Genomic DNA, 20,727 nt, shown 5'->3' with positions numbered 1-20,727 from the left:
TTTGTGGATAGCCTAAGGTTTGGAAACCTGTCCCCGCATCCCGCCACAGCTTTACTTGTCCCCACGCCCTTACCCGTGTAGAAAGCCCTTCCACAAAATTCTGCACAAGGACTTTCGATGAAGGCGTTGCCATGGCTCTATCTGGCACTTCTCAGCCTCGGTTATGGATTGGCGTTGAGCTTTGGCCAACTCGGCTGGCTCGCGCTGATCTCCGTGGGACTATTGCTGTTGACCGGTTTCGCCGTGCGCCAACAGCAGGTGCCGGTGGCGCGCCTGTTGGGGCATGCCGTGTTCATCTTCCTCGCCCTGTCGCTGGCGCTGCACTGGTTGCCGGGATTCGCCAACGGCCGGGCCATCGCCCCGCTGCGTTTCACCGACGACGCCGTGCCGTTTGCGATGTACCTGAATCTGGACAAACCCTTGATCGGCTTCTGGCTGTTGCTCGCCTGCCCGTGGATTGTCGCGGCACGCTCGCTGCGTCCGACGGTGTACGCCAGCGTCCTCGCCCTGACCTTGAGCGCCGTCCTGGCACTGGGCGGCGCACTGTTGTTCGGCATGATTGCTTGGGCGCCTAAGTGGCCCGATCAGGCGTGGCTGTGGCTGCTGAACAATCTGCTGTTGGTGACGCTGGTCGAGGAGGCGCTGTTTCGCGGCTATATACAGGGCGGTTTGAGCCGACTGTTCAAACACCAGCCCCACGGCGACAACCTCGCCCTGCTGCTGGCGTCGCTGATCTTTGCCCTGGCGCATGTGGGTGCCGGCTGGCACTGGGTGTTGCTGGCGGGTCTGGCGGGTGTCGGCTATGGTCTGGCCTACCGTTTCGGTGGCCTTGCGGCGGCGATCGCCACGCACTTCGGGCTGAACCTGCTGCATTTTGCGCTGTTCACCTATCCGATGCTGGTCGCTTGAAGCAAGAGCCGTTTTGCGACGCCGTACTTATATCTGAAAAAAAACTTCAATAATTTCCTGACAGCGCCGACAACCTTTCAAAGCCTTGCGGATTGAAAAACCATGCGTAATAACCAGCCCATTACACAACGCGAACGGACTTTCCCGGCTCAGCAGCGGTTGATTTCCACAACCGACGCCAAAGGCGTGATCACCTACTGCAACGACGCTTTCGTCGAAATCAGCGGGTTTTCGCGTGAAGAGCTGATCCGTGCGCCGCACAACCTGGTTCGTCACCCCGACGTCCCGGCTGCGGTGTTTTCGCACATGTGGGGCACACTGAAACAAGGCTTGCCATGGATGGGCATTGTCAAGAACCGCTGCAAATCCGGTGACCACTACTGGGTGAACGCCTACGTGACACCGGTGTTCGACGGCAATCAGGTGGTCGGTTACGAGTCGGTGCGGATCAAACCCACCGCCGAACAGATCCGCCGTGCCGAAGCGCTCTACCAACGCATCAACCAGGGCAAGTCGGCGATCCCTTCCAGCGACAAATGGCTGCCGGTGCTACAGGACTGGCTGCCATTCATTCTGGTCAGCCAGCTGAGCTTCGTGATCGGCGCGACGCTGAACTCGCACTGGGGCTTTGCCCTCGCGGCCGGTTTGTCGGTACCACTGGGCCTGATGGGCCTGCAATGGCAGCAACGCGGACTCAAGCGCCTGCTGCGCCTGGCCGAACAGACCACCTCCGACCCACTGATCGCGCAGATGTACACCGACAGCCGTGGCGCGCAAGCGCGTCTGGAAATGTCGATCCTCAGCCAGGAAGCGCGCCTGAAAACCTGCCTGACCCGTCTACAGGACACCGCCGAGCACCTGACCGATCAGGCCAAACAGTCCGACGCCCTGGCGCACAACAGCTCCAGCGGTCTGGAACGTCAGCGCGTGGAAACCGAACAGGTCGCCACCGCCGTCAACCAGATGGCTGCGACCACCCAGGAAGTGGCGAGCCACGTACAGCGCACCGCTGACGCCACCCAGGAAGCCAATCGCCTGACCGGTCGTGGCCGTGACATCGCCGGCGAAACCCGCGAAGCCATCCAGCGCCTGTCGGTGGTGGTCGGCGAAACCGGCCTGACCGTCACCCAACTGGCCAAGGACAGCGACGAAATCGGCGGCGTGGTCGACGTGATCAAAGGCATCGCCGACCAGACCAACCTGCTCGCGCTCAACGCCGCCATCGAAGCAGCACGTGCCGGCGAGATGGGCCGTGGCTTCGCCGTGGTAGCCGACGAAGTCCGTCAACTGGCACAACGCACCAGCGAATCCACCGGCCAGATCCACGCCCTGATCGCCAAGCTGCAACAAACTGCATCCAGCGCCGTACAAACCATGGAAGCCGGGCATCGCCAGGCCGAAGAAGGTGTGGCGCGGGTACTGGAAGCGGATCAGGCACTGGTCGGCATCAGCGAAGCAGTGGCCAACATCACCGACATGACCACCCAGATCGCCGCGGCGACCGAAGAGCAAAGTGCGGTGGCTGAAGAGATCAGCCGCAACATCAGCAACATTTCGGAACTGGCGGATCAGACCTCGGAACAGGCGCATAACTCGGCGTTGCTGAGTGAAGAGCTGACCAAGACTGCGAATACTCAGTATTCGTTGGTGGAGCGGTTTAACCGCTAAAAGCAAAAGATCGCAGCTTTCGGCAGCTCCTACACCGATCACCTGTAGGAGCTGCCGCAGGCTGCGATCTTTTGACCTGGAAGCCCGGGCAGCGAAAGCGTCCGGGCTTTTTATTGCCAGTCTGAAAATGATGGTGCTTGGCAGACCGCATTCGCGAGCAGGCTCACTCCCACAGGGAAATGCATTCCAAATGTGGGAGCGAGCCTGCTCGCGAAGAGGCCTTCTCTACCAACGACGATCTCACTCAAGCAACGCAGACACTGCCTACAACTGCGCCAGAATGCGCCGACTGGTGCTTGGTGCAGCCAAGTTCTATCGTTTGCCGGTCGCTACTCAATCACGCAGATCGGCCAGCATGAATCCATACCCCACGCGAAAACCCCACAAACCGAAAGTTCGTGATGAACTGACATTCCTGGATGTTCGGCACGCCGCGCGTGATGGGCAGAAAGTGTTCGATAAATATGTGATCTCTGGCAGGCTATCCACCACAAAGTAAATCAAAAGTTCGCAGCCTGCGGCAGCTCACCGATCACCCGTAGGAGCTGCCGAAGGCTGCGATCTTTTGACCTGGAAGCCCGGGCAGCGAAAGCGTCCGGGCTTTTTGTTGCCAGTCTGAAACTGGTGGTGTCTGGCAGACCGCATTCGCGAGCAAGCTCGCTCCCACATTTAGTCCTGTGTACGCAGAACCAATGTGGGAGCGAGCTTGCTCGCGAAGAGGCCATAACGGCCAGCGGAATTATTGAGGCAACCGCAGTTTGTCCAGCAATCGATTAACCAACAGCTCGTTCAACATGATCAGCTGTTGCAGCGCCAGCAGCGGTTTGCGCTCCGGGCCGCCGATTGAGTTGGCGATATTGCCAGCCATGACTTTGGCCGACGACAACGATTCGCAAGCCTCGGCGATCAAGAGGAGGTGCAGCGAAGCAGACCGTAGGCGCTGCCCCCCGGATCGATCCCGGAGCGAAGGAACCCCGAGCTCCAGCGAGCGGGCCGAACGTTGGAACAAGCGTTTTTTTGCTTACTTTTGAGGTATTTGTCAAAAAAGTGAGTCGTCGTAAGGGCGAAACCTTAAGTGGCCGTTACCGCGGCAACGGATATTCACGCAGTCTCGGCAACGTTATTAGCTGACCAGCACATATAAGTCTGGTTGCCTAGCTGTCAGATCTGACAGTAGACGCACACCTGTTCGAGCGCATATCAAGAGAAACCGTAATTGCAGTCGGTTGTAACACCTCCTCTCAATCTAAAAGGCAGGTTGAACAATGACCACGCACGTTATGTTTCTCCCGAAAAAACCACTCGTCAGTGATGACAGGTTTCAATGGAGATTGGGCGGTAAACGGAAAACAGCGAAATTCAGATCTTTCTATCAGGACGAGTTCTTGGGCGAGCGGTATTGGTCCATCAGTGGTGGAACAGGAAATTTCGACGATGAAAGCTATTTTTCGTTTGCCATGACTCTGCCCTACCAATCCGATGAGTCACTCACAGGCGTCTATAACTTCGACAACGGGCTGACATTTGTCCACAGCCATTGGATCCCTGCGCCGCCGGGATTTATCGGAATGGCTTCGGTGGACGCCGACTCGGCGATCCTCAGCGTTAAATATGATGCTGAAACGGATATCGCTACGGGATCATTCGAGGCCGTGTTCAAAAGTCATCGCTATCGCCTGAATCCCAAGGGGACTTTCACCATGACGAGACTGAGACCGTCGGATGCTGGCTAGATCTGGCAGGGGTGCTCGCAGCAACTCCAGAAGAGTACCCCTTCAATGTAATTTGCAAGAATGACTCCTTGAAGCTGCCGCAGGCTGCGATCTTTTGATCGTGAAAAACCGGTTAGCGAAAGCCTCCGGGGTTTATTGCTTGTTTGAAATGGATGGCGCTTGGAAGACAGCTTTCGCGAGCAGGCTCGCTCCCACAGTAGGGCCGGGTACTTCAGTAAGGAATTGGTCGGCTGTCAGGCCGCCATCGCCAGCAGGCGGGTTCCCACACAAAAGCAAGAGCAGAACGCGTACCGCTCTTGCTCCTCACCACTCAACAGGATGAGCGCAAGCTCGGCTGCAGCTCTTGAGCTTGATCCACGGGCGACATCGGAAGGCTGAGCGGAGGGATTCATCCGGGGGTGGGAGCGCAGCGACCGTTTGGCGAAGCCAAACACAGCGAGAGGAGGTGCAGCGAAGCAAACCGTAGGCGCTGCGCCCGGATGGAGCCCGGAGCGAAGGAACCCCGAGCCCCAGCGAGCGGGCCGAACGCAGGAGCAAGCGTTTTTTTGCTTACTTTTTTTAGGCGCTTGTAAAAAAAGTGAGTCGCCGTAAGGGCGAAACCCTAAGTCGCCGTTACCGCAGCAACGGATATACCCCCCAACCAAACCTCAACGAAGAAACCCGGCAACCTTCTCCACCGCCGAAGCCAAATGGTCCGAATGCGTAAACCCGGAAACCTTGAGCGGCTTCAAATCATGATCCCCAGAGGCCAACCAAAACACCTCAATACTCGGCGATAGATCGTAAGCCTCGACAGCGTCCCGATTGCCAAGAGCGTCCCGCTCGCCCTGAACAATCAACGTCCGAGTCCGCAAAGAAGCCAAATGCTCAACCCGCGGTTTCTCAGGTTTCCCAACCGCATAAAACGGATATCCAAGACAGACAAGCGCATCGGCGCCCAACTCGTCAGCTAAAAGACTGGCCATCCGCCCGCCCATGGACTTACCACCGATGGCCAAAGTCCCAGCGACATGACGTCGCACTTCAGCGAACACTTCGCGCCAGCACTCAAGCAGTTTCGGCGCCGGATTAGGCGGCCGTTTACTGCCATCCACCCGCCGCTGCGCCATATACGGAAACTCAAACCGCAACACATTCACCCCAAGTGCAGCAAGGCGCCCAGCCATATCCGTCATCCACTCACTGTCCATCGGCGCCCCTGCCCCATGCGCCAGGATCAAAGTCGCCGAAGCCTCGCCCGACGCGGCATCCCACAACCACCCATGATCCCGCACGCACTGCGCCCATTGATCCCCGTCAATACTGGCCTTGTGCTGTTTGTCCATGCTTGCCTCGCTTTTAGTCTGCCTATAACTCCAGGCGAAGGATTCGCGGCGTTTTCTGCGCGCGCTCACTTCGGCTGAACCGTGGATGGGGAACCATGAACACTTCTATCAGTACCGCCTACAACTACAAGGTGGTCCGCCAATTCGCCATTATGACGGTGGTGTGGGGCATCGTCGGCATGGGGCTCGGGGTTTTTCTCGCGGCCCAATTGGTCTGGCCGGAACTCAACTTCAATTTGCCCTGGACCAGTTTCGGCCGTCTGCGCCCGCTGCACACCAACGCGGTGATCTTCGCCTTCGGTGGCTGCGCGCTGTTCGCCAGTTCGTTCTACTCGGTGCAACGCACCTGCCAGACGCAATTGTTCGCGCCGAAAATCGCCGCGTTCTGCTTCTGGGGCTGGCAGCTTGTGATTCTATTGGCAGCGATCAGCCTGCCACTGGGTTACACCAGCTCCAAGGAATACGCCGAACTGGAATGGCCGATCGACATTCTGATCACCATCGTCTGGGTCGCCTACGCCATCGTGTTCTTCGGCACGATCATGCAGCGCAAGACCAAGCACATCTACGTCGGCAACTGGTTCTTCGGCGCGTTCATCATCACCGTGGCGATCCTGCACATCGTCAACAACCTTGAGTTGCCGGTGAGCCTGACCAAGTCCTACTCGGTGTACGCCGGTGCAACCGACGCGATGGTGCAATGGTGGTACGGCCACAACGCCGTGGGCTTTTTCCTCACCGCCGGTTTCCTCGGGATGATGTACTACTTCGTGCCGAAACAGGCCGAACGTCCGGTGTATTCGTATCGCCTGTCGATCGTGCACTTCTGGGCGCTGATCACCCTGTACATCTGGGCCGGCCCCCACCACCTGCACTACACCGCGCTGCCGGACTGGGCACAGTCGCTGGGGATGGTGATGTCGCTGATTCTGCTGGCACCGAGCTGGGGCGGCATGATCAACGGCATGATGACCCTCTCGGGCGCCTGGCATAAGTTGCGCAGCGACCCGATCCTGCGCTTCCTCGTGGTGTCGCTGGCGTTCTACGGCATGTCGACCTTCGAAGGTCCGATGATGGCGATCAAGACTGTAAACGCCCTCTCCCACTACACCGACTGGACCATCGGCCACGTACACGCCGGCGCCCTCGGCTGGGTGGCGATGATCTCGATCGGCGCGCTGTACCACATGATCCCGAAAGTCTTCGGCAAAGAGCAGATGCACAGCATCGGCCTGATCAACGCGCACTTCTGGCTCGCGACCATCGGCACCGTGCTGTACATCGCCTCGATGTGGGTCAACGGCATCGCCCAGGGCCTGATGTGGCGCGCAGTCAACGAGGACGGCACGCTGACCTACTCCTTCGTCGAAACCCTGGTGGCCAGCCACCCAGGCTTCATCGTGCGTCTGGTGGGTGGGGCGATCTTCCTCAGCGGCATGTTGCTGATGGCTTACAACACCTGGCGCACCGTGCGGGCCTCGCAGCCTGCTGACGTCGTTGCTGCCGCGCAGATGGCCTGAGGAGTCCGCCATGAAACACGAAACGATTGAAAAGAACGTCGGCCTGCTGATGCTGCTGATGGTGTTCGCCGTGAGCATCGGCGGCCTGACCCAGATCGTCCCGCTGTTCTTCCAGGACGTCACCAACAAACCGGTAGAGGGCATGAAGCCCTATACCGCGCTGCAACTGGAAGGCCGCGACATCTATATCCGCGAAGGCTGCGTCGGTTGCCACTCGCAGATGATCCGGCCGTTCCGCGCCGAAACCGAACGCTACGGGCACTACTCGGTGGCCGGTGAGAGCGTATGGGATCACCCGTTCCTGTGGGGTTCCAAGCGTACCGGGCCAGACCTGGCCCGGGTCGGCGCGCGTTACTCGGACGACTGGCACCGCGCGCACCTGTACAACCCGCGCAACGTGGTACCGGAGTCGAAAATGCCGGCCTACCCGTGGCTGGTGACGCAAGCGGTCGACAGCAGCCACACCGAAACCAAGCTCAAGACCATGCGCACCCTCGGCGTGCCGTACACCGACGACGACATCAGCGGCGCGGTCGCCAGCCTCAAGGGCAAGACCGAAATGGACGCCCTCGTCTCCTACCTGCAAGTGCTCGGCACTGCGATCAAGAGCAAGAGGTGAGCACAATGATCATTGAAATGAGTGCAGGGCTGATTCGCGGCCTCGGCACCGTCGTGGTGTTCGTCGCCTTCGTCGGCCTGACGATCTGGGTGTTCAACCGCAAGCGCACGCCGGAGTTCGCCGAAGCGCGCCTGCTGCCGTTCGCCGACGAGCCGCAACCCGACATTACCCAAGCACCTGAAACAAGGAGTACCCGGCCATGACCACCTTCTGGAGTACGTGGATCTGCGTACTGACCATCGGCAGCCTGATCGGCCTGACCTGGCTGCTGATCGGCACCCGCCGGGGCGAGACCAAGGGCAGCGTCGACCAGACCATGGGCCACAGCTTCGACGGCATCGAGGAGTACGACAACCCGCTGCCGCAGTGGTGGTTCATGCTGTTCGCCGGCACGCTGGTGTTTTCCGTGGGCTATCTGATCCTGTATCCGGGCCTCGGCAACTGGAAAGGTATTCTGCCCGGCTACGAGGACGGCTGGACCGGCGTGCACGAGTGGGAAAAGGAAATGAACAAGGCCGACGCCAAATTCGGGCCGATCTTCGCCAAATTCGCCGCCATGCCGGTGGAGGAAGTAGCGAAGGATCCGCAGGCGCTGAAAATGGGTGGCCGGTTGTTCGCCTCCAACTGCTCGGTGTGCCACGGCTCCGACGCCAAAGGCGCTTTCGGCTTCCCTAACCTAGCCGACAAGGACTGGCGCTGGGGCGGTGACGCCGAGACCATCAAGACCACCATCATGGGTGGGCGGATGGCGGCGATGCCGGCCTGGGGCGAAGTGCTCGGCGAAGCCGGGGTGAAGAACGTCGCGGCGTATGTGCGTCACGAACTCGCGGGCCTGCCGCTGCCTGCCGACAGCAAGGCTGACCTGCAAGCCGGACAGCAAGCGTTCAGCACCACCTGCGTAGCCTGTCATGGGGCAACCGGCCACGGCACTGAAGCCATGGGTGCGCCGAATCTGACGCACCCGGCCGGATTTATCTACGGCACCAGCCTGACACAGCTTGAGCAGACCATACGCCACGGTCGCCAGGGCCACATGCCAGCGCAGAACGAACTGCTGGGCAACGATAAAGTGCAATTGCTAGCTGCCTATGTGTACAGCCTGAGCCATGGATTGAATACAGATAAGCTGATTACTGAAGACAACAAATAGTAATCATTGCACACACCTCTGCCGCACCATTCTCGGTGCGGCAGCATCCCGCCCCTTTGCGACGCATTGTCGCACCCCGTCACACCCTCTCCTTTCGGTTCCCCGGATTCGGGTCTACGCTTGCTCGATGCGGACTGGCTTGTGCTGGTTCCAGGTCAACGCTGACTGCTGTGTTCTGCGAACCGGCTGACTGATGTGGCCGCAAACGCCGGTAGATACCGGCTGTCGTGCCATTTACCGTCCGTCACCCGAACTGAGCGTTTGAACACACCCCGTTACAAGCGACCTGATCCCCTCGCTTTTTTCGTCCGCTGCGACATTTTGTCCGAGGCCAATTTTGACCTTACGCGGCGTATGGAAAGGCCGCAGAATCAGCGTTGGAAAGCATTGACCCAGGTCATGGCGCGTTGCAATGACCCCCTGCTCTCTGCATACTTGCGGCCGATTTTAATCCTAATAAAACACCCAAACCGTGGAACCTTAGAATGAGCACAGCAATCAGTCCGACTGCTTATAACTATAAGGTAGTCCGCCAGTTCGCCATCATGACGGTGGTCTGGGGGATCCTTGGCATGGGGCTTGGTGTCTTCATCGCCTCGCAACTGGTCTGGCCGGAGTTGAACTTCGGTCTGCCGTGGACGAGCTTTGGACGCCTGCGCCCGTTGCACACAAACCTGGTGATTTTCGCCTTCGGTGGTTGTGCACTGTTTGCCACTTCCTACTATGTCGTGCAGCGAACCTGTCAGACGCGACTGATCTCCGACAGCCTTGCCGCCTTCACCTTCTGGGGCTGGCAGGCGGTTATCGTCGGCGCCATCATTACCTTGCCGCTGGGCTACACCACCACCAAGGAATACGCCGAACTGGAATGGCCGCTCGCCATTCTGCTGGCCATTGTCTGGGTCTCCTACGGGCTGGTGTTCTTCGGCACCATCACCAAGCGCAAGACCAAACACATCTATGTCGGTAACTGGTTCTACGGCGCGTTCATCGTCGTGACCGCGATGCTGCACATCGTCAACCACGCCTCCCTGCCGGTGAGTTTCTTCAAGTCCTACTCCGCCTACTCGGGCGCGACTGACGCGATGATCCAGTGGTGGTACGGCCACAACGCCGTGGGCTTCTTTCTGACCACCGGCTTCCTCGGGATGATGTACTACTTCGTGCCGAAACAGGCCGAACGTCCGATCTACTCCTATCGCCTGTCGATCGTGCACTTCTGGGCGCTGATCACCCTGTACATCTGGGCCGGCCCGCACCATCTGCACTACACCGCGCTGCCGGACTGGGCACAGTCGCTGGGCATGGCGATGTCGATCATCCTGCTGGCGCCAAGCTGGGGCGGCATGATCAACGGCATGATGACCCTCTCGGGCGCCTGGCATAAGCTGCGCACCGACCCGATCCTGCGCTTCCTTGTGGTGTCGCTGGCGTTCTACGGCATGTCGACCTTCGAAGGTCCGATGATGGCGATCAAGACCGTCAACTCGCTCTCGCACTACACCGACTGGACCATCGGCCACGTCCACGCCGGCGCTTTGGGTTGGGTGGCAATGATTTCGATCGGCGCGATCTACCACATGATCCCGAAACTGTTCGGTCGTGCGCAGATGCACAGCGTCGGCCTGATCAACGCGCACTTCTGGCTCGCGACCATCGGTACCGTGCTGTACATCGCCTCGATGTGGGTCAACGGCATCACTCAGGGTCTGATGTGGCGTGCAATCAACGATGACGGCACCCTCACCTACTCGTTCGTCGAAGCGCTGCAGGCCAGCCACCCGGGCTACATCGTCCGTGCCCTGGGCGGTGCTTTCTTCGCCAGCGGCATGTTCCTGATGGCTTACAACGTCTGGCGCACCGTGCGCGCCTCGAACGCGGCTGAAGCCGAAGCCGCCGCCCAGATCTCTGTTGTTGGAGCTCACTGATGAAGCATGAAGCTGTCGAGAAGAATATTGGCCTGCTGGCCTTCTTCATGGTCATCGCCGTCAGCATTGGCGGCCTGACCCAGATCGTTCCGCTGTTCTTCCAGGACGTCACCAACAAGCCGGTCGAAGGCATGAAGCCGCGTTCGGCGCTGGAACTGGAAGGCCGCGACGTCTATATCGCCAACGGTTGTGTCGGCTGCCACTCGCAGATGATCCGTCCGTTCCGCGCTGAAACCGAACGCTACGGCCACTACTCGGTCGCCGGTGAAAGCGTCTGGGACCACCCGTTCCTGTGGGGTTCCAAACGTACCGGCCCGGATCTGGCTCGCGTGGGCGGTCGTTACTCCGATGACTGGCAGCGTGCGCACCTGTACAACCCGCGCAACGTGGTGCCTGAGTCGAAAATGCCGGCTTACCCGTTCCTCGTGGAAAACAAGCTCGACGGCAAAGACACGGCCAAGAAAATGGAAGTGTTGCGCACGCTCGGCGTCCCTTACACCGACGAAGACATCGCCGGTGCAAAAGATGCCGTGAAGGGCAAAACCGAAATGGACGCGCTGGTGGCCTACCTTCAGGGCCTGGGCACCATCATCAAAAGCAAACGGTGATTCTTCATGGATATCGGGATGATTCGCGGCCTGGGCACCGTCGTCGTGATGGTGGCCTTCATCGGTTTGGCGTTGTGGGTATTCAGCCCCAAGCGCAAGTCGGAGTTTGAAGACGCAACCTTGCTGCCTTTTGCGGATGATCCCGAAGCCATCAAGCACGTCGAGCAAGCTTCTAGGAGTAACAAAGAATGACTACATTCTGGAGTCTGTACGTCACAGTCCTCAGTCTCGGTACGATCTTCGCCCTGACCTGGCTGCTGCTGTCGACCCGCAAGGGCCAGCGCAGCGAACAGACGGACGAAACGGTCGGCCACTCCTTCGACGGGATCGAGGAGTACGACAACCCACTGCCGAAATGGTGGTTCATGCTGTTCGTGGGCACCATCGTGTTCGCCCTGGGTTATCTGGTGCTGTACCCGGGCCTGGGCAACTGGAAAGGCCTGCTGCCGGGCTACAACTACCTCGATAACGACAAGCAGACCGCGTTCGCCAACGGCCAGACCGGCTGGACCGGCGTGCATGAATGGGAAAAGGAAATGGCCCGCTCGGACGCCAGGTTCGGTCCGATCTTCGCCAAGTTCGCGGCGATGCCGATTGAGGAAGTGGCCAAGGATCCGCAAGCACTGAAGATGGGCGGCCGTCTGTTCGCCTCCAACTGTTCGGTATGCCACGGTTCCGACGCCAAGGGCGCCTATGGCTTCCCGAACCTGACCGACGCCGACTGGCGCTGGGGCGGCGAGCCAGAAACCATCAAGACCACCATCATGGGCGGTCGACACGCGGTGATGCCGGCCTGGGCCGAAGTCATTGGCGAACAAGGCGTAGCCGATGTCGCAGCCTTCGTGGTCACTCAACTTGATGGCCGCAAACTGCCGGAAGGCACCAAGGCTGACCCGGCCAACGGCCAGAAACTGTTCGCCGCCAACTGCGTGGCCTGCCACGGTCCGGAAGGCAAAGGCACCCCGGCGATGGGCGCGCCTAACCTGACCCACCCGGCCGCGTTCATCTACGGTTCGAGCTTCGCGCAACTGCAGCAGACCATCCGTTACGGCCGTCAGGGCCAGATGCCGGCGCAGGAACAACTGCAAGGCAACGACAAGGTGCACCTGCTGGCAGCGTACGTGTACAGCCTGTCCCACGGTGAAAAAGCGCCGGAGGCCGAGGCGCAATAAGGCCAGGGCTTGATGTAATGAAGAATCCCCCGCCGGTGCTCTGGCGGGGGATTTTTTTATGGGTTACTGGCCCAGATCGACTTCACCGGCACGGTGGCCACCGGCGTACGTTTGCGCCACTGATTGTCCTCGACCAGACTCACCTCCAATTGCTTGCGATCCTTGGAAAAAGTGGCGGTCAGGTACGTCTGCTGAGAAGCTGAACCGCTGAGAAACATCGGCACGCTCCCCATATAGGTCTGGCTACCACCCTCGTCGTGGAAGTGGCCGGCGAACATCGCCGTCACCTGATACTTTTCAATCATTTCGCGAAAGCGCTTCTCTTGATCCCAACTGCCTTTCCACTCATAGGGCTTGTGCATGTTGATAATGATCGCGTAGCCCTGCGCTCGCGCTATTCGCAAATCATTTTCCAGCCAGTCCAGCGACGCCGTGATATCGAATGTGGTCGGATTCAACGCGTGAGAAATCTTCACCGCATAAGTGGGTTCATTGTTCAACTGCACCAGATGCACTTCACCCATATTCTTTGAATAAGCCAGACTACCCAGATAGTGTTTATTCACAAAGCTGCCGGTGACTTCCAGATCAAATTCATCGACTTTACCGACATGATGATCACGGTAATCAACAATACTGCCCGCTGCGCAACTTTCACTGAAACAGTCATTCACGTTGTTCTGGTAGTCGTGATTGCCCAATCCGTAGAGCACATGGTCGCCAAAGTGTTTCTTCAGCATCGAACCGATGAAAGAGCGCTGCCAGCCGTGGCCAAACGCGGTCATGTCACCGTTGATCATCAATGGCACGGCAGCCTGCCCGCCCATCTCGGTGCGGAACTGGGCAATGCTCGCGAACTGGGTTTCCACCAGCCATTTCGCGCGTTTTTCGAAATCCGCGCTCGACTCATCCTCGCCACTGTCCGACTTTTCTGTCCACGGGTATTGCGGGTCTGATGCAAATACCATGTGCTGCGGCATACCTTCATCGGCACTGGCGAGAGAAGTCAGGGACACCAGACACAGACAAGCGAAAAGCTTTTTAACTTCCTTGATTTTCATAACACTCCATTATTCCGTTAAATTTCAAAACATGAACATGCAACTAACACGCTGCAGAACAGCCAATAAGCTATTCGAAAAAAACAAGAAAACAAAACCCATTAATTAACTAATGATATTTCTGGAATATTAAAATCGCCTTCGAAATTAATACTTTGAGACACATGCCTGATGGACTCGATTCGCTATGCTCTGTAGGGTCGTCCACAGCCCGTTGACCCTCATCGGAGCCACTTCAAGGATGAAGCCGCTATGTTGAATGACAGCAAAAACCCTCTCCCGGTTGATCAGAAACTCACAGACAACGATCAGGCAATCGATCCATCGAACCACCCCGTGGAATCGATTGCCGTGACACTGGGTAATCCGTTGCAACCCGACTCCAGAAGCACCACAAAGCCCCACAGAAATACCGGCAGTCTCGAGAGCCTGGGCGGCGGCAGACTTCCCTGAGTATTGAAGCCACGTCTGAATCAATCCGAGCCGGCCTGCGCCTTTTGCGAGGCTGGCTCGACTATGCCAGCCACGGACCGACCAACGGACGGCTGAGTTCTGTCTTCCTTGATTGCCGCCCCCAAGGCGAAGTAGTAACGTTGCTACATCTGTATTGCGAGAGGTCAACCATGATGGCAATCACCACCATCTCCAGCCGTGAATTCAATCAGGACACCAGCAGCGCCAAAAAGGCTGCGCGTCTGGGTCCAGTGATCATCACCGACCGTGGCAAGGCCTCTCATGTCCTGTTGAGCATTGAGGAATATCAGAAACTGAGCGGCGCAAACACGAGCATTGTCGATTTGTTGGTCATGCCGGAGGCTGCCGACATCGATTTCGAAACCGAGCGCGCAGTCATCATTCATCGTCCCGTGGATCTGTCCTGATGTATTTACTCGACACCAATGTGATTTCCGAACTTCGCAAGCCGCAGGCCGATGCCAATGTGGTCAGTTGGGCCAAAGGCGTCATCGCCCCGCGCCTGTACATTTCCGCCATTACTTTGAAAGAACTGGAAACCGGAGTACTGCGAATGGAACGGCGTGATCCTGCTCAAGGAAAGCTGTTGCGCAGTTGGCTGACGCGTCACGTCATTCCGGCATTCGAAGCCCGAATCCTGCCGGTCGATGCCGCGGTGGCACTGCGTTGTGCCAGCCTGCACGTACCCGACCAGGCCAATGAAAGCGATGCATTGATCGCTGCCACGGCCCTGGTGCATGGACTCACGGTGGTCACGCGCAATGTCGGTGATTTCCGATCGAGCGGCGTCGCCCTGATCAACCCGTGGGAACAATGAATTAGCCGCCACCCCAAAACCGTCCATACTCAACAAGTCAATTGATCTGCATCAGGCTTTGCTGCATTCGCTACACCAATAATGCTTTTTCCCCAACGCGACCAAAGGTCGCACCCTTGAGTTAGAGCGACAGGCGTATCATTGCGCCACTGCGACACCCCTTTCTGACCGCGGTCGGCACGTATCGACCGAGGCATTTGTCCACTGCCGTGGGATGCAATGATGAGCAACCAGATTCCGGTACACGACGTCACACCACCGAGCAAAAACGCGAACAACAGCGTCGATCTTTACGCCTCTCGAGAAAAAATCTACACCCGTGCTTTCACCGGCCTGTTCCGCAATCTGCGGATGATCGGCGGCGCCGCGCTGTTCCTGTTGTATTTCGGTACGGTGTGGCTGAACTGGGGCGGGCATCAGGCGGTGTGGTGGAACCTGCCGGAACGCAAGTTCTTCATCTTTGGTGCGACCTTCTGGCCGCAGGACTTCATCCTGCTGTCGGGGCTGCTGATCATCGCGGCGTTCGGCCTGTTCTTCATCACCGTTTACGCTGGCCGCGTCTGGTGCGGCTACACCTGTCCGCAAAGCGTGTGGACGTGGATTTTCATGTGGTGCGAGAAGGTCACCGAAGGCGACCGCAACCAGCGGATCAAGCTCGATAAAGCGCCGATGACCGGCAACAAATTTCTGCGCAAGCTCGCCAAGCATTCATTGTGGCTGCTGATCGGCTTCGTCACCGGCATGACCTTCGTCGGCTACTTCTCGCCAATCCGCGAACTGGTGTTCGAATTCTTCACCGGTCAGGCCGATGGCTGGTCGTATTTCTGGGTCGGTTTCTTCACCCTCGCCACCTACGGCAACGCCGGCTGGCTGCGCGAGCAGGTGTGCATTTACATGTGCCCGTACGCACGTTTCCAGAGCGTGATGTTCGACAAGGACACCCTGATCGTTTCCTACGACCCGCGTCGCGGCGAAAGCCGTGGCCCGCGCAAGAAAGGTGTCGACTACAAGGCCATGGGTCTGGGCGACTGCATCGATTGCACCATGTGCGTTCAGGTGTGCCCGACCGGTATCGACATCCGTGACGGCTTGCAGATCGAATGCATCGGTTGCGCCGCGTGCATCGACGCCTGCGACGCGATCATGGACAAGATGGACTACCCGCGCGGCCTCATCAGCTACACCACCGAACATAACCTCTCCGGCCAGAAAACCCATAAACTGCGGCCACGCCTGATTGGCTACGCTGTGGTGCTGCTGGCGATGATCAGCCTGCTGGTGACCGCGTTCTTCATGCGCTCGCTGGTCGGTTTCGACGTCAGCAAGGACCGCGTGCTGTACCGCGAAAACGCCGAAGGCCGGATCGAAAACGTCTACAGCCTGAAGATCATGAACAAGGATCAGCGCGACCACACTTACGTGCTGGAAGCCGCCGGCCTGCCGGATCTGCGCCTGCAAGGCAAACGCGAGATCAAGGTGCCGGCCGGCGAAATCTTCAGCATGCCGGTGGAGTTGTCGAGCGCACCGGAACAATTGCCGTCGAGCACCAACGAGGTGAAATTCATCCTCAAGGATGCCGACGATGATAGCGTCCACGTTGAAGCCAAGAGCCGATTCATCGGCCCACAAACCCGTTGAGAGAACTGAACATGCCCGCAGCAAACGCCGCCAGCCCTTGGTACAAGCACCTTTGGCCGTGGATCATCATCGGAATTCTGGCCTGTTCGGTGACCTTGACCCTGTCGATGGTGACCATCGCGGTGAACAACCCGGACAACCTGGTCAACGACAACTATTATGAGGCCGGCAAAGGCATCAACCGCTCGCTGGATCGCGAGCTGCTGGCGCAGGAGCTGAAGATGCGCGCCAGCGTGCATCTGGATGACCTGACCGGCGAAGTTGACCTGCGCCTGAGCGGCGACAGCCAACCGAAAACCCTGGAACTGAACCTGATCTCGCCGACCCAACCGGAGAAGGATCGCAAGATCGTCCTGACCCGCAGCGAAACCGAAACCGGCCGTTACATCGGCCAGTTGGGCGACAAGGTCGAAGGCCGGCGTTTTGTCGAATTGCTGGGCACGCAGGACGACCACGTGTGGCGCATGTTCGAAGAGGAACAGGTCAGCCACGACAAGGATCTGCTGCTCGGTGACGAACCGCTGCAGGGCGCCGAAGACCTGAATAAATAAAAATCTGCACTGTGGCGAGGGGATTTATCCCCGATGGGGCGCGCAGCGCCCCCTGCTTTCTTTCAGGCATTGCGCGCGCAAGCTTAACGACTGCTACGCAGCCGATCGGGGATAAATCCCCTCACCACAAAAGCCAAGTCAGTTTTGCCAATATCGCTTTTATGGCCAACTAAATGACCACCCCACTCCCCTGCTACCACTGCGCTCTGCCCGTCCCGTCGGGCAGCCGCTTCACCGCCGTCGTGCTCGGGGAGTCCCGCGAGTTCTGCTGCCCCGGCTGTCAGGCCGTGGCCGAAGCCATCGTCGCCGGTGGTCTGGAAAGCTATTACCAGCATCGCAGCGAAGCCTCGGCCAACCCCGAAGCCTTGCCGGTGCAATTGACCGATGAACTGGCGCTGTACGACCGCGCGGACGTGCAAAAGCCCTTCGTCCGTCACGCGGGCGAGCTCGCCGAAACCACCCTGTTGATGGAAGGCATCAGTTGCGCCGCCTGCGGCTGGCTGATCGAGAAACACCTGCGCAGCCTGCCGGCGGTGGCCGAGGCGCGGCTGAACCTGTCCAACCATCGCCTGCACGTGCAATGGGCCGACGCACAATTGCCGCTGAGCCAGATCCTCGCCGAGCTGCGCCACATCGGTTACGCCGCCCACCCCTATCAGGCCGACCGCGCCAGCGAGCAACTGGCCAGCGAAAACCGTCTCGCGTTGCGTCAGCTCGGTGTCGCCGGGCTGCTGTGGTTTCAGGCAATGATGGCGACCATGGCGACCTGGCCGGAATTCAACATCGACCTCAGCCCCGAACTGCACACGATCCTACGTTGGGTCGCGCTGTTCCTGACCACACCGATCGTGTTCTACAGCTGCGCGCCGTTCTTCAAAGGCGCGATGCGCGATCTGCGCACCCGCCACCTGACCATGGATGTCTCGGTGTCGCTGGCGATCGGCAGCGCCTACATTGCCGGGATCTGGACCTCGATCACCGGCGTCGGTGAGCTGTATTTCGATGCGGTCGGGATGTTTGCGCTGTTCCTGCTCGCCGGGCGCTATCTGGAACGCCGCGCCCGCGAACGCACCGCCGCTGCCACCGCGCAGCTTGTGAACCTGTTGCCAGCCTCGTGCCTGCGCCTCGACGCCGACGGCCAGAGCGAACGCATCCTGCTCAGCGAATTGCGCCTGGGTGACCGGGTGCTGGTGCAACCGGGTTCGATCCTGCCGGCGGATGGCAAGATCCTCGACGGCCAGTCGAGCATCGACGAATCGCTGCTGACCGGTGAATACCTGCCGCAACCGCGCACGCTGGGCGATGCGGTCACCGCTGGCACGCTGAATGTCGAAGGCGCGCTCACCGTCGAGGTTCTGGCGCTGGGTCAGGACACGCGCCTGTCGGCCATTGTCCGTCTGCTTGATCGCGCCCAGGCCGAGAAACCGCGATTGGCGGAAATCGCCGACCGCGCTGCGCAGTGGTTCCTGCTGTTGTCGCTGATTGCGGCCGCAGCGATCGGCCTGTTGTGGTGGCAGCTGGACTCGTCGCGGGCGTTCTGGATCGTGCTGGCGATGCTGGTCGCGACCTGCCCTTGCGCGCTGTCGCTGGCAACCCCGACGGCGTTGACCGCCGCCACCGGCACCCTGCACAAACTCGGCCTGTTGCTGACGCGCGGCCATGTGCTGGAAGGCCTGAACCAGATCGACACGGTGATCTTCGACAAGACCGGCACCCTCACCGAGGGGCGGCTGGTTTTGCGTTCGATCCGTCCACTGGGCACGTTGAACAGCGACCAGTGCCTGAGCCTTGCCGCCGCGTTGGAAAATCGTTCGGAACACCCGATTGCCCGCGCCTTCGGTCGTGCGCCACTGGCGGCTGAAGAAGTGCACAGCACGCCGGGACTTGGCCTCGAAGGGCTGGTTGGCACACAGCGTTTGCGCATCGGTCAGGCAGAATTTGTCTGCGCCCTCAGCGGTTCGCCGCTGCCGGCGATGCCGGATGAACCGGGTCAGTGGCTGCTGCTCGGCGATGACTCGGCAGCGCTGGCGTGGTTCGTTCTCGACGACCGCCTGCGCGACGATGCGCCCGCCCTGCTCGCCGCCTGCAAGGCCCGTGGCTGGCGCACGCTGCTGTTGTCCGGCGACAGCTCGCCGATGGTCGCCAGCGTCGCCGCCGAACTGGGTATCGACGAGGCCCGTGGCGGTCTGCGTCCGGACGACAAATTGCAGGTGCTGCAACAGCTTCATCAAGAAGGACGCAAGGTGTTGATGCTCGGCGATGGGGTGAACGACGTGCCGGTGCTGGCTGCTGCCGACATCAGCGTGGCCATGGGTTCGGCCACCGATCTGGCGAAAACCAGCGCCGACGCGGTGCTGCTGTCCAACCGCCTCGACGCACTGGTGCAAGCCTTCACGTTAGCGCGCAGAACCCGTCGGGTAATCATCGAGAACCTGCTGTGGGCAGCGCTGTACAATGGCCTCATGTTGCCGTTCGCCGCCCTCGGCTGGATCACTCCGGTGTGGGCGGCGGTCGGCATGTCGATCAGTTCGTTGACCGTGGTGCTCAACGCCCTGCGCCTGACTCGCCTGCCGAGCGCGCCGGTCGCTGGCACCCGTTCAGAAACCCGTCCGTTGCCGGCCTGAGCCGCGCGGGCCTGGAGTACCGATGCCAGCTCTTTACGTGATGATCCCGGCCGCCCTGCTGATCGTGGCCATCGCCGTGTACATCTTCTTCTGGGCGGTGGACAGCGGGCAGTACGACGACCTCGATGGTCCGGCCCACAGCATCCTGTTCGATGATCAGGACCCGAACCACACCGCCGCCGTCGACGAAGCCAAATCCGACAAACCGCAGGACAAGGCACCACCCCATGCTTGAGCTGGCGCCGCTGCTGGTCTCGGCACTGATCCTCGGCCTGCTCGGTGGCGGGCATTGCCTGGGCATGTGCGGCGGCCTGATGGGCGCGCTGACCCTGGCGATCCCCAAGGAGCAGCGCAGCCGACGCTTTCGTCTGCTGCTGGCGTACAACCTCGGACGGATCCTCAGTTACGCGACCGCCGGTTTGCTGATCGGCCTCGCCGGTTGGGCGGTGGCGAACAGCCCGGCGGCGATGGTCATGCGCATCCTCGCTGGACTGCTGCTGATCGCCATGGGCCTGTATCTGGCCGGTTGGTGGAGCGGCCTGACCCGCATCGAAAGCCTGGGTCGTGGTTTGTGGCGTTACATTCAGCCAGTGGCCAATCGGCTGCTGCCGGTGTCGACACTGCCCCGTGCGTTATTGCTCGGCGCGCTGTGGGGCTGGCTGCCGTGTGGACTGGTTTACAGCACGCTGCTGTGGTCGGCGAGCCAGGGCAATGCGCTGGACAGTGCGCTGTTGATGCTGGCGTTCGGGCTGGGCACATGGCCGGTGCTGCTGGCGACTGGGCTGGCGGCCGAGCGGGTCACGGCGTTGCTGCGTAAACGCAGCGTGCGCATGGCTGGGGGGTTGTTGGTGATTGTGTTCGGGATCTGGACGCTTCCTGGCCCTCACCAACATTGGTTGATGGGCCACTGACCGGCGGCGCGGCCTTCGC

The 20,727-nt window shown here is 59.8% G+C and carries 21 protein-coding genes; 18 read left to right on the top strand and 3 right to left on the bottom strand.

Annotated elements, in window-relative coordinates:
• Positions 1–117: 117 nt before the first annotated feature.
• On the top strand, positions 118–909 hold the full coding sequence (locus tag ACM6I7_RS00425; RefSeq protein WP_285374578.1) for a CPBP family intramembrane glutamic endopeptidase: 792 nt from the start codon (positions 118–120) through the stop codon (positions 907–909).
• 102 nt (positions 910–1,011) lie between these two features.
• Positions 1,012–2,577, top strand: coding sequence for a methyl-accepting chemotaxis protein (locus ACM6I7_RS00420; RefSeq protein WP_003223402.1), 1,566 nt, complete (start codon positions 1,012–1,014; stop codon positions 2,575–2,577).
• Positions 2,578–3,316: 739 nt separating this feature from the next.
• Here ACM6I7_RS00420 and ACM6I7_RS00415 read toward each other — a convergent pair.
• Entirely contained in the window at positions 3,317–3,586 is a 270-nt protein-coding gene (locus ACM6I7_RS00415) for a DUF6124 family protein (protein WP_414887744.1), read from the bottom strand.
• Positions 3,587–3,842: 256 nt separating this feature from the next.
• On the opposite strand from ACM6I7_RS00415, the gene ACM6I7_RS00410 reads away from it, so the two are divergent.
• Entirely contained in the window at positions 3,843–4,310 is a 468-nt protein-coding gene (locus tag ACM6I7_RS00410; RefSeq protein ID WP_414887743.1) for a hypothetical protein, read from the top strand.
• Positions 4,311–4,957: 647 nt separating this feature from the next.
• Here the strand turns inward: ACM6I7_RS00410 and ACM6I7_RS00405 are convergent.
• Positions 4,958–5,635, bottom strand: coding sequence for an alpha/beta family hydrolase (locus ACM6I7_RS00405; protein ID WP_027613247.1), 678 nt, complete (start codon positions 5,633–5,635; stop codon positions 4,958–4,960).
• Positions 5,636–5,730: 95 nt separating this feature from the next.
• On the opposite strand from ACM6I7_RS00405, the gene ccoN (ACM6I7_RS00400) reads away from it, so the two are divergent.
• From ccoN (ACM6I7_RS00400) to ccoP (ACM6I7_RS00365), 8 genes are all read left to right on the top strand, one after another.
• A complete protein-coding gene (gene ccoN, locus ACM6I7_RS00400; RefSeq protein WP_103368400.1) occupies positions 5,731–7,155 on the top strand; it encodes a cytochrome-c oxidase, cbb3-type subunit I in 1,425 nt (474 codons plus the stop codon).
• 10 nt (positions 7,156–7,165) lie between these two features.
• Positions 7,166–7,774, top strand: a complete 609-nt coding sequence (ccoO, locus tag ACM6I7_RS00395; protein ID WP_003223389.1) for a cytochrome-c oxidase, cbb3-type subunit II — start codon at positions 7,166–7,168, stop codon at positions 7,772–7,774.
• Positions 7,775–7,779: 5 nt separating this feature from the next.
• Positions 7,780–7,977 carry a cbb3-type cytochrome oxidase subunit 3 gene (locus ACM6I7_RS00390; protein WP_027613249.1) on the top strand — a complete coding sequence of 66 codons (198 nt, stop codon included), beginning with the start codon at positions 7,780–7,782 and terminating at the stop codon, positions 7,975–7,977.
• Positions 7,974–8,924: a cytochrome-c oxidase, cbb3-type subunit III gene (gene ccoP, locus ACM6I7_RS00385; RefSeq protein ID WP_097087653.1), complete on the top strand. Its 951-nt coding sequence runs from the start codon at positions 7,974–7,976 to the stop codon at positions 8,922–8,924. Before ACM6I7_RS00390 ends, ccoP (ACM6I7_RS00385) begins: the two co-directional genes overlap by 4 nt.
• Before the next feature lie 485 nt (positions 8,925–9,409).
• The gene (ccoN, locus tag ACM6I7_RS00380) at positions 9,410–10,852 is read left to right on the top strand and encodes a cytochrome-c oxidase, cbb3-type subunit I (RefSeq protein WP_414887742.1); all 1,443 of its coding nucleotides are present in this window, start codon (positions 9,410–9,412) and stop codon (positions 10,850–10,852) included.
• Positions 10,852–11,460, top strand: a complete 609-nt coding sequence (ccoO, locus tag ACM6I7_RS00375; RefSeq protein WP_024164411.1) for a cytochrome-c oxidase, cbb3-type subunit II — start codon at positions 10,852–10,854, stop codon at positions 11,458–11,460. Before ccoN (ACM6I7_RS00380) ends, ccoO (ACM6I7_RS00375) begins: the two co-directional genes overlap by 1 nt.
• Positions 11,461–11,466: 6 nt before the next feature.
• Positions 11,467–11,652 (top strand): CcoQ/FixQ family Cbb3-type cytochrome c oxidase assembly chaperone, encoded by a 186-nt coding sequence (locus tag ACM6I7_RS00370; RefSeq protein ID WP_003175465.1) that lies wholly within the window; start codon positions 11,467–11,469, stop codon positions 11,650–11,652.
• Positions 11,649–12,632 (top strand): cytochrome-c oxidase, cbb3-type subunit III, encoded by a 984-nt coding sequence (gene ccoP, locus ACM6I7_RS00365; RefSeq protein WP_027613250.1) that lies wholly within the window; start codon positions 11,649–11,651, stop codon positions 12,630–12,632. The genes ACM6I7_RS00370 and ccoP (ACM6I7_RS00365) overlap by 4 nt, the downstream gene beginning before the upstream one ends.
• 56 nt (positions 12,633–12,688) lie before the next feature.
• Here the strand turns inward: ccoP (ACM6I7_RS00365) and ACM6I7_RS00360 are convergent, their stop codons facing one another.
• Positions 12,689–13,693 carry a metallophosphoesterase gene (locus tag ACM6I7_RS00360; protein WP_414887740.1) on the bottom strand — a complete coding sequence of 335 codons (1,005 nt, stop codon included), beginning with the start codon at positions 13,691–13,693 and terminating at the stop codon, positions 12,689–12,691.
• 626 nt (positions 13,694–14,319) lie between these two features.
• On the opposite strand from ACM6I7_RS00360, the gene ACM6I7_RS00355 reads away from it, so the two are divergent.
• The 7 genes from ACM6I7_RS00355 to ACM6I7_RS00325 all read left to right on the top strand — a co-directional run bounded on the left by ACM6I7_RS00355 (position 14,320) and on the right by ACM6I7_RS00325 (position 20,708).
• The gene (locus ACM6I7_RS00355) at positions 14,320–14,574 is read left to right on the top strand and encodes a type II toxin-antitoxin system Phd/YefM family antitoxin (protein ID WP_047599120.1); all 255 of its coding nucleotides are present in this window, start codon (positions 14,320–14,322) and stop codon (positions 14,572–14,574) included.
• The gene (locus ACM6I7_RS00350; protein ID WP_098967983.1) at positions 14,574–14,984 is read left to right on the top strand and encodes a type II toxin-antitoxin system VapC family toxin; all 411 of its coding nucleotides are present in this window, start codon (positions 14,574–14,576) and stop codon (positions 14,982–14,984) included. Before ACM6I7_RS00355 ends, ACM6I7_RS00350 begins: the two co-directional genes overlap by 1 nt.
• A gap of 222 nt (positions 14,985–15,206) precedes the next feature.
• Positions 15,207–16,622 (top strand): cytochrome c oxidase accessory protein CcoG, encoded by a 1,416-nt coding sequence (gene ccoG / locus ACM6I7_RS00345; protein ID WP_098967982.1) that lies wholly within the window; start codon positions 15,207–15,209, stop codon positions 16,620–16,622.
• A gap of 11 nt (positions 16,623–16,633) precedes the next feature.
• Entirely contained in the window at positions 16,634–17,173 is a 540-nt protein-coding gene (locus ACM6I7_RS00340; protein ID WP_414887739.1) for a FixH family protein, read from the top strand.
• 173 nt (positions 17,174–17,346) lie between these two features.
• Positions 17,347–19,797 (top strand): heavy metal translocating P-type ATPase, encoded by a 2,451-nt coding sequence (locus tag ACM6I7_RS00335; RefSeq protein ID WP_223007396.1) that lies wholly within the window; start codon positions 17,347–17,349, stop codon positions 19,795–19,797.
• A 22-nt stretch (positions 19,798–19,819) separates the two neighbouring features.
• Positions 19,820–20,032 carry a cbb3-type cytochrome oxidase assembly protein CcoS gene (gene ccoS, locus ACM6I7_RS00330; protein WP_025110359.1) on the top strand — a complete coding sequence of 71 codons (213 nt, stop codon included), beginning with the start codon at positions 19,820–19,822 and terminating at the stop codon, positions 20,030–20,032.
• A complete protein-coding gene (locus tag ACM6I7_RS00325) occupies positions 20,025–20,708 on the top strand; it encodes a sulfite exporter TauE/SafE family protein (protein ID WP_097087645.1) in 684 nt (227 codons plus the stop codon). The genes ccoS and ACM6I7_RS00325 overlap by 8 nt, the downstream gene beginning before the upstream one ends.
• The last annotated feature ends 19 nt before the right edge of the window (positions 20,709–20,727 follow it).

This window comes from Pseudomonas sp. IT-93MI4 (assembly GCF_949767635.1).
Taxonomy (GTDB): Bacteria; Pseudomonadota; Gammaproteobacteria; order Pseudomonadales; family Pseudomonadaceae; genus Aquipseudomonas; species Aquipseudomonas putida_A.
Note: the sequence above shows the minus strand (reverse complement) of the source record. Positions and strands in the feature narration are given on the sequence as shown.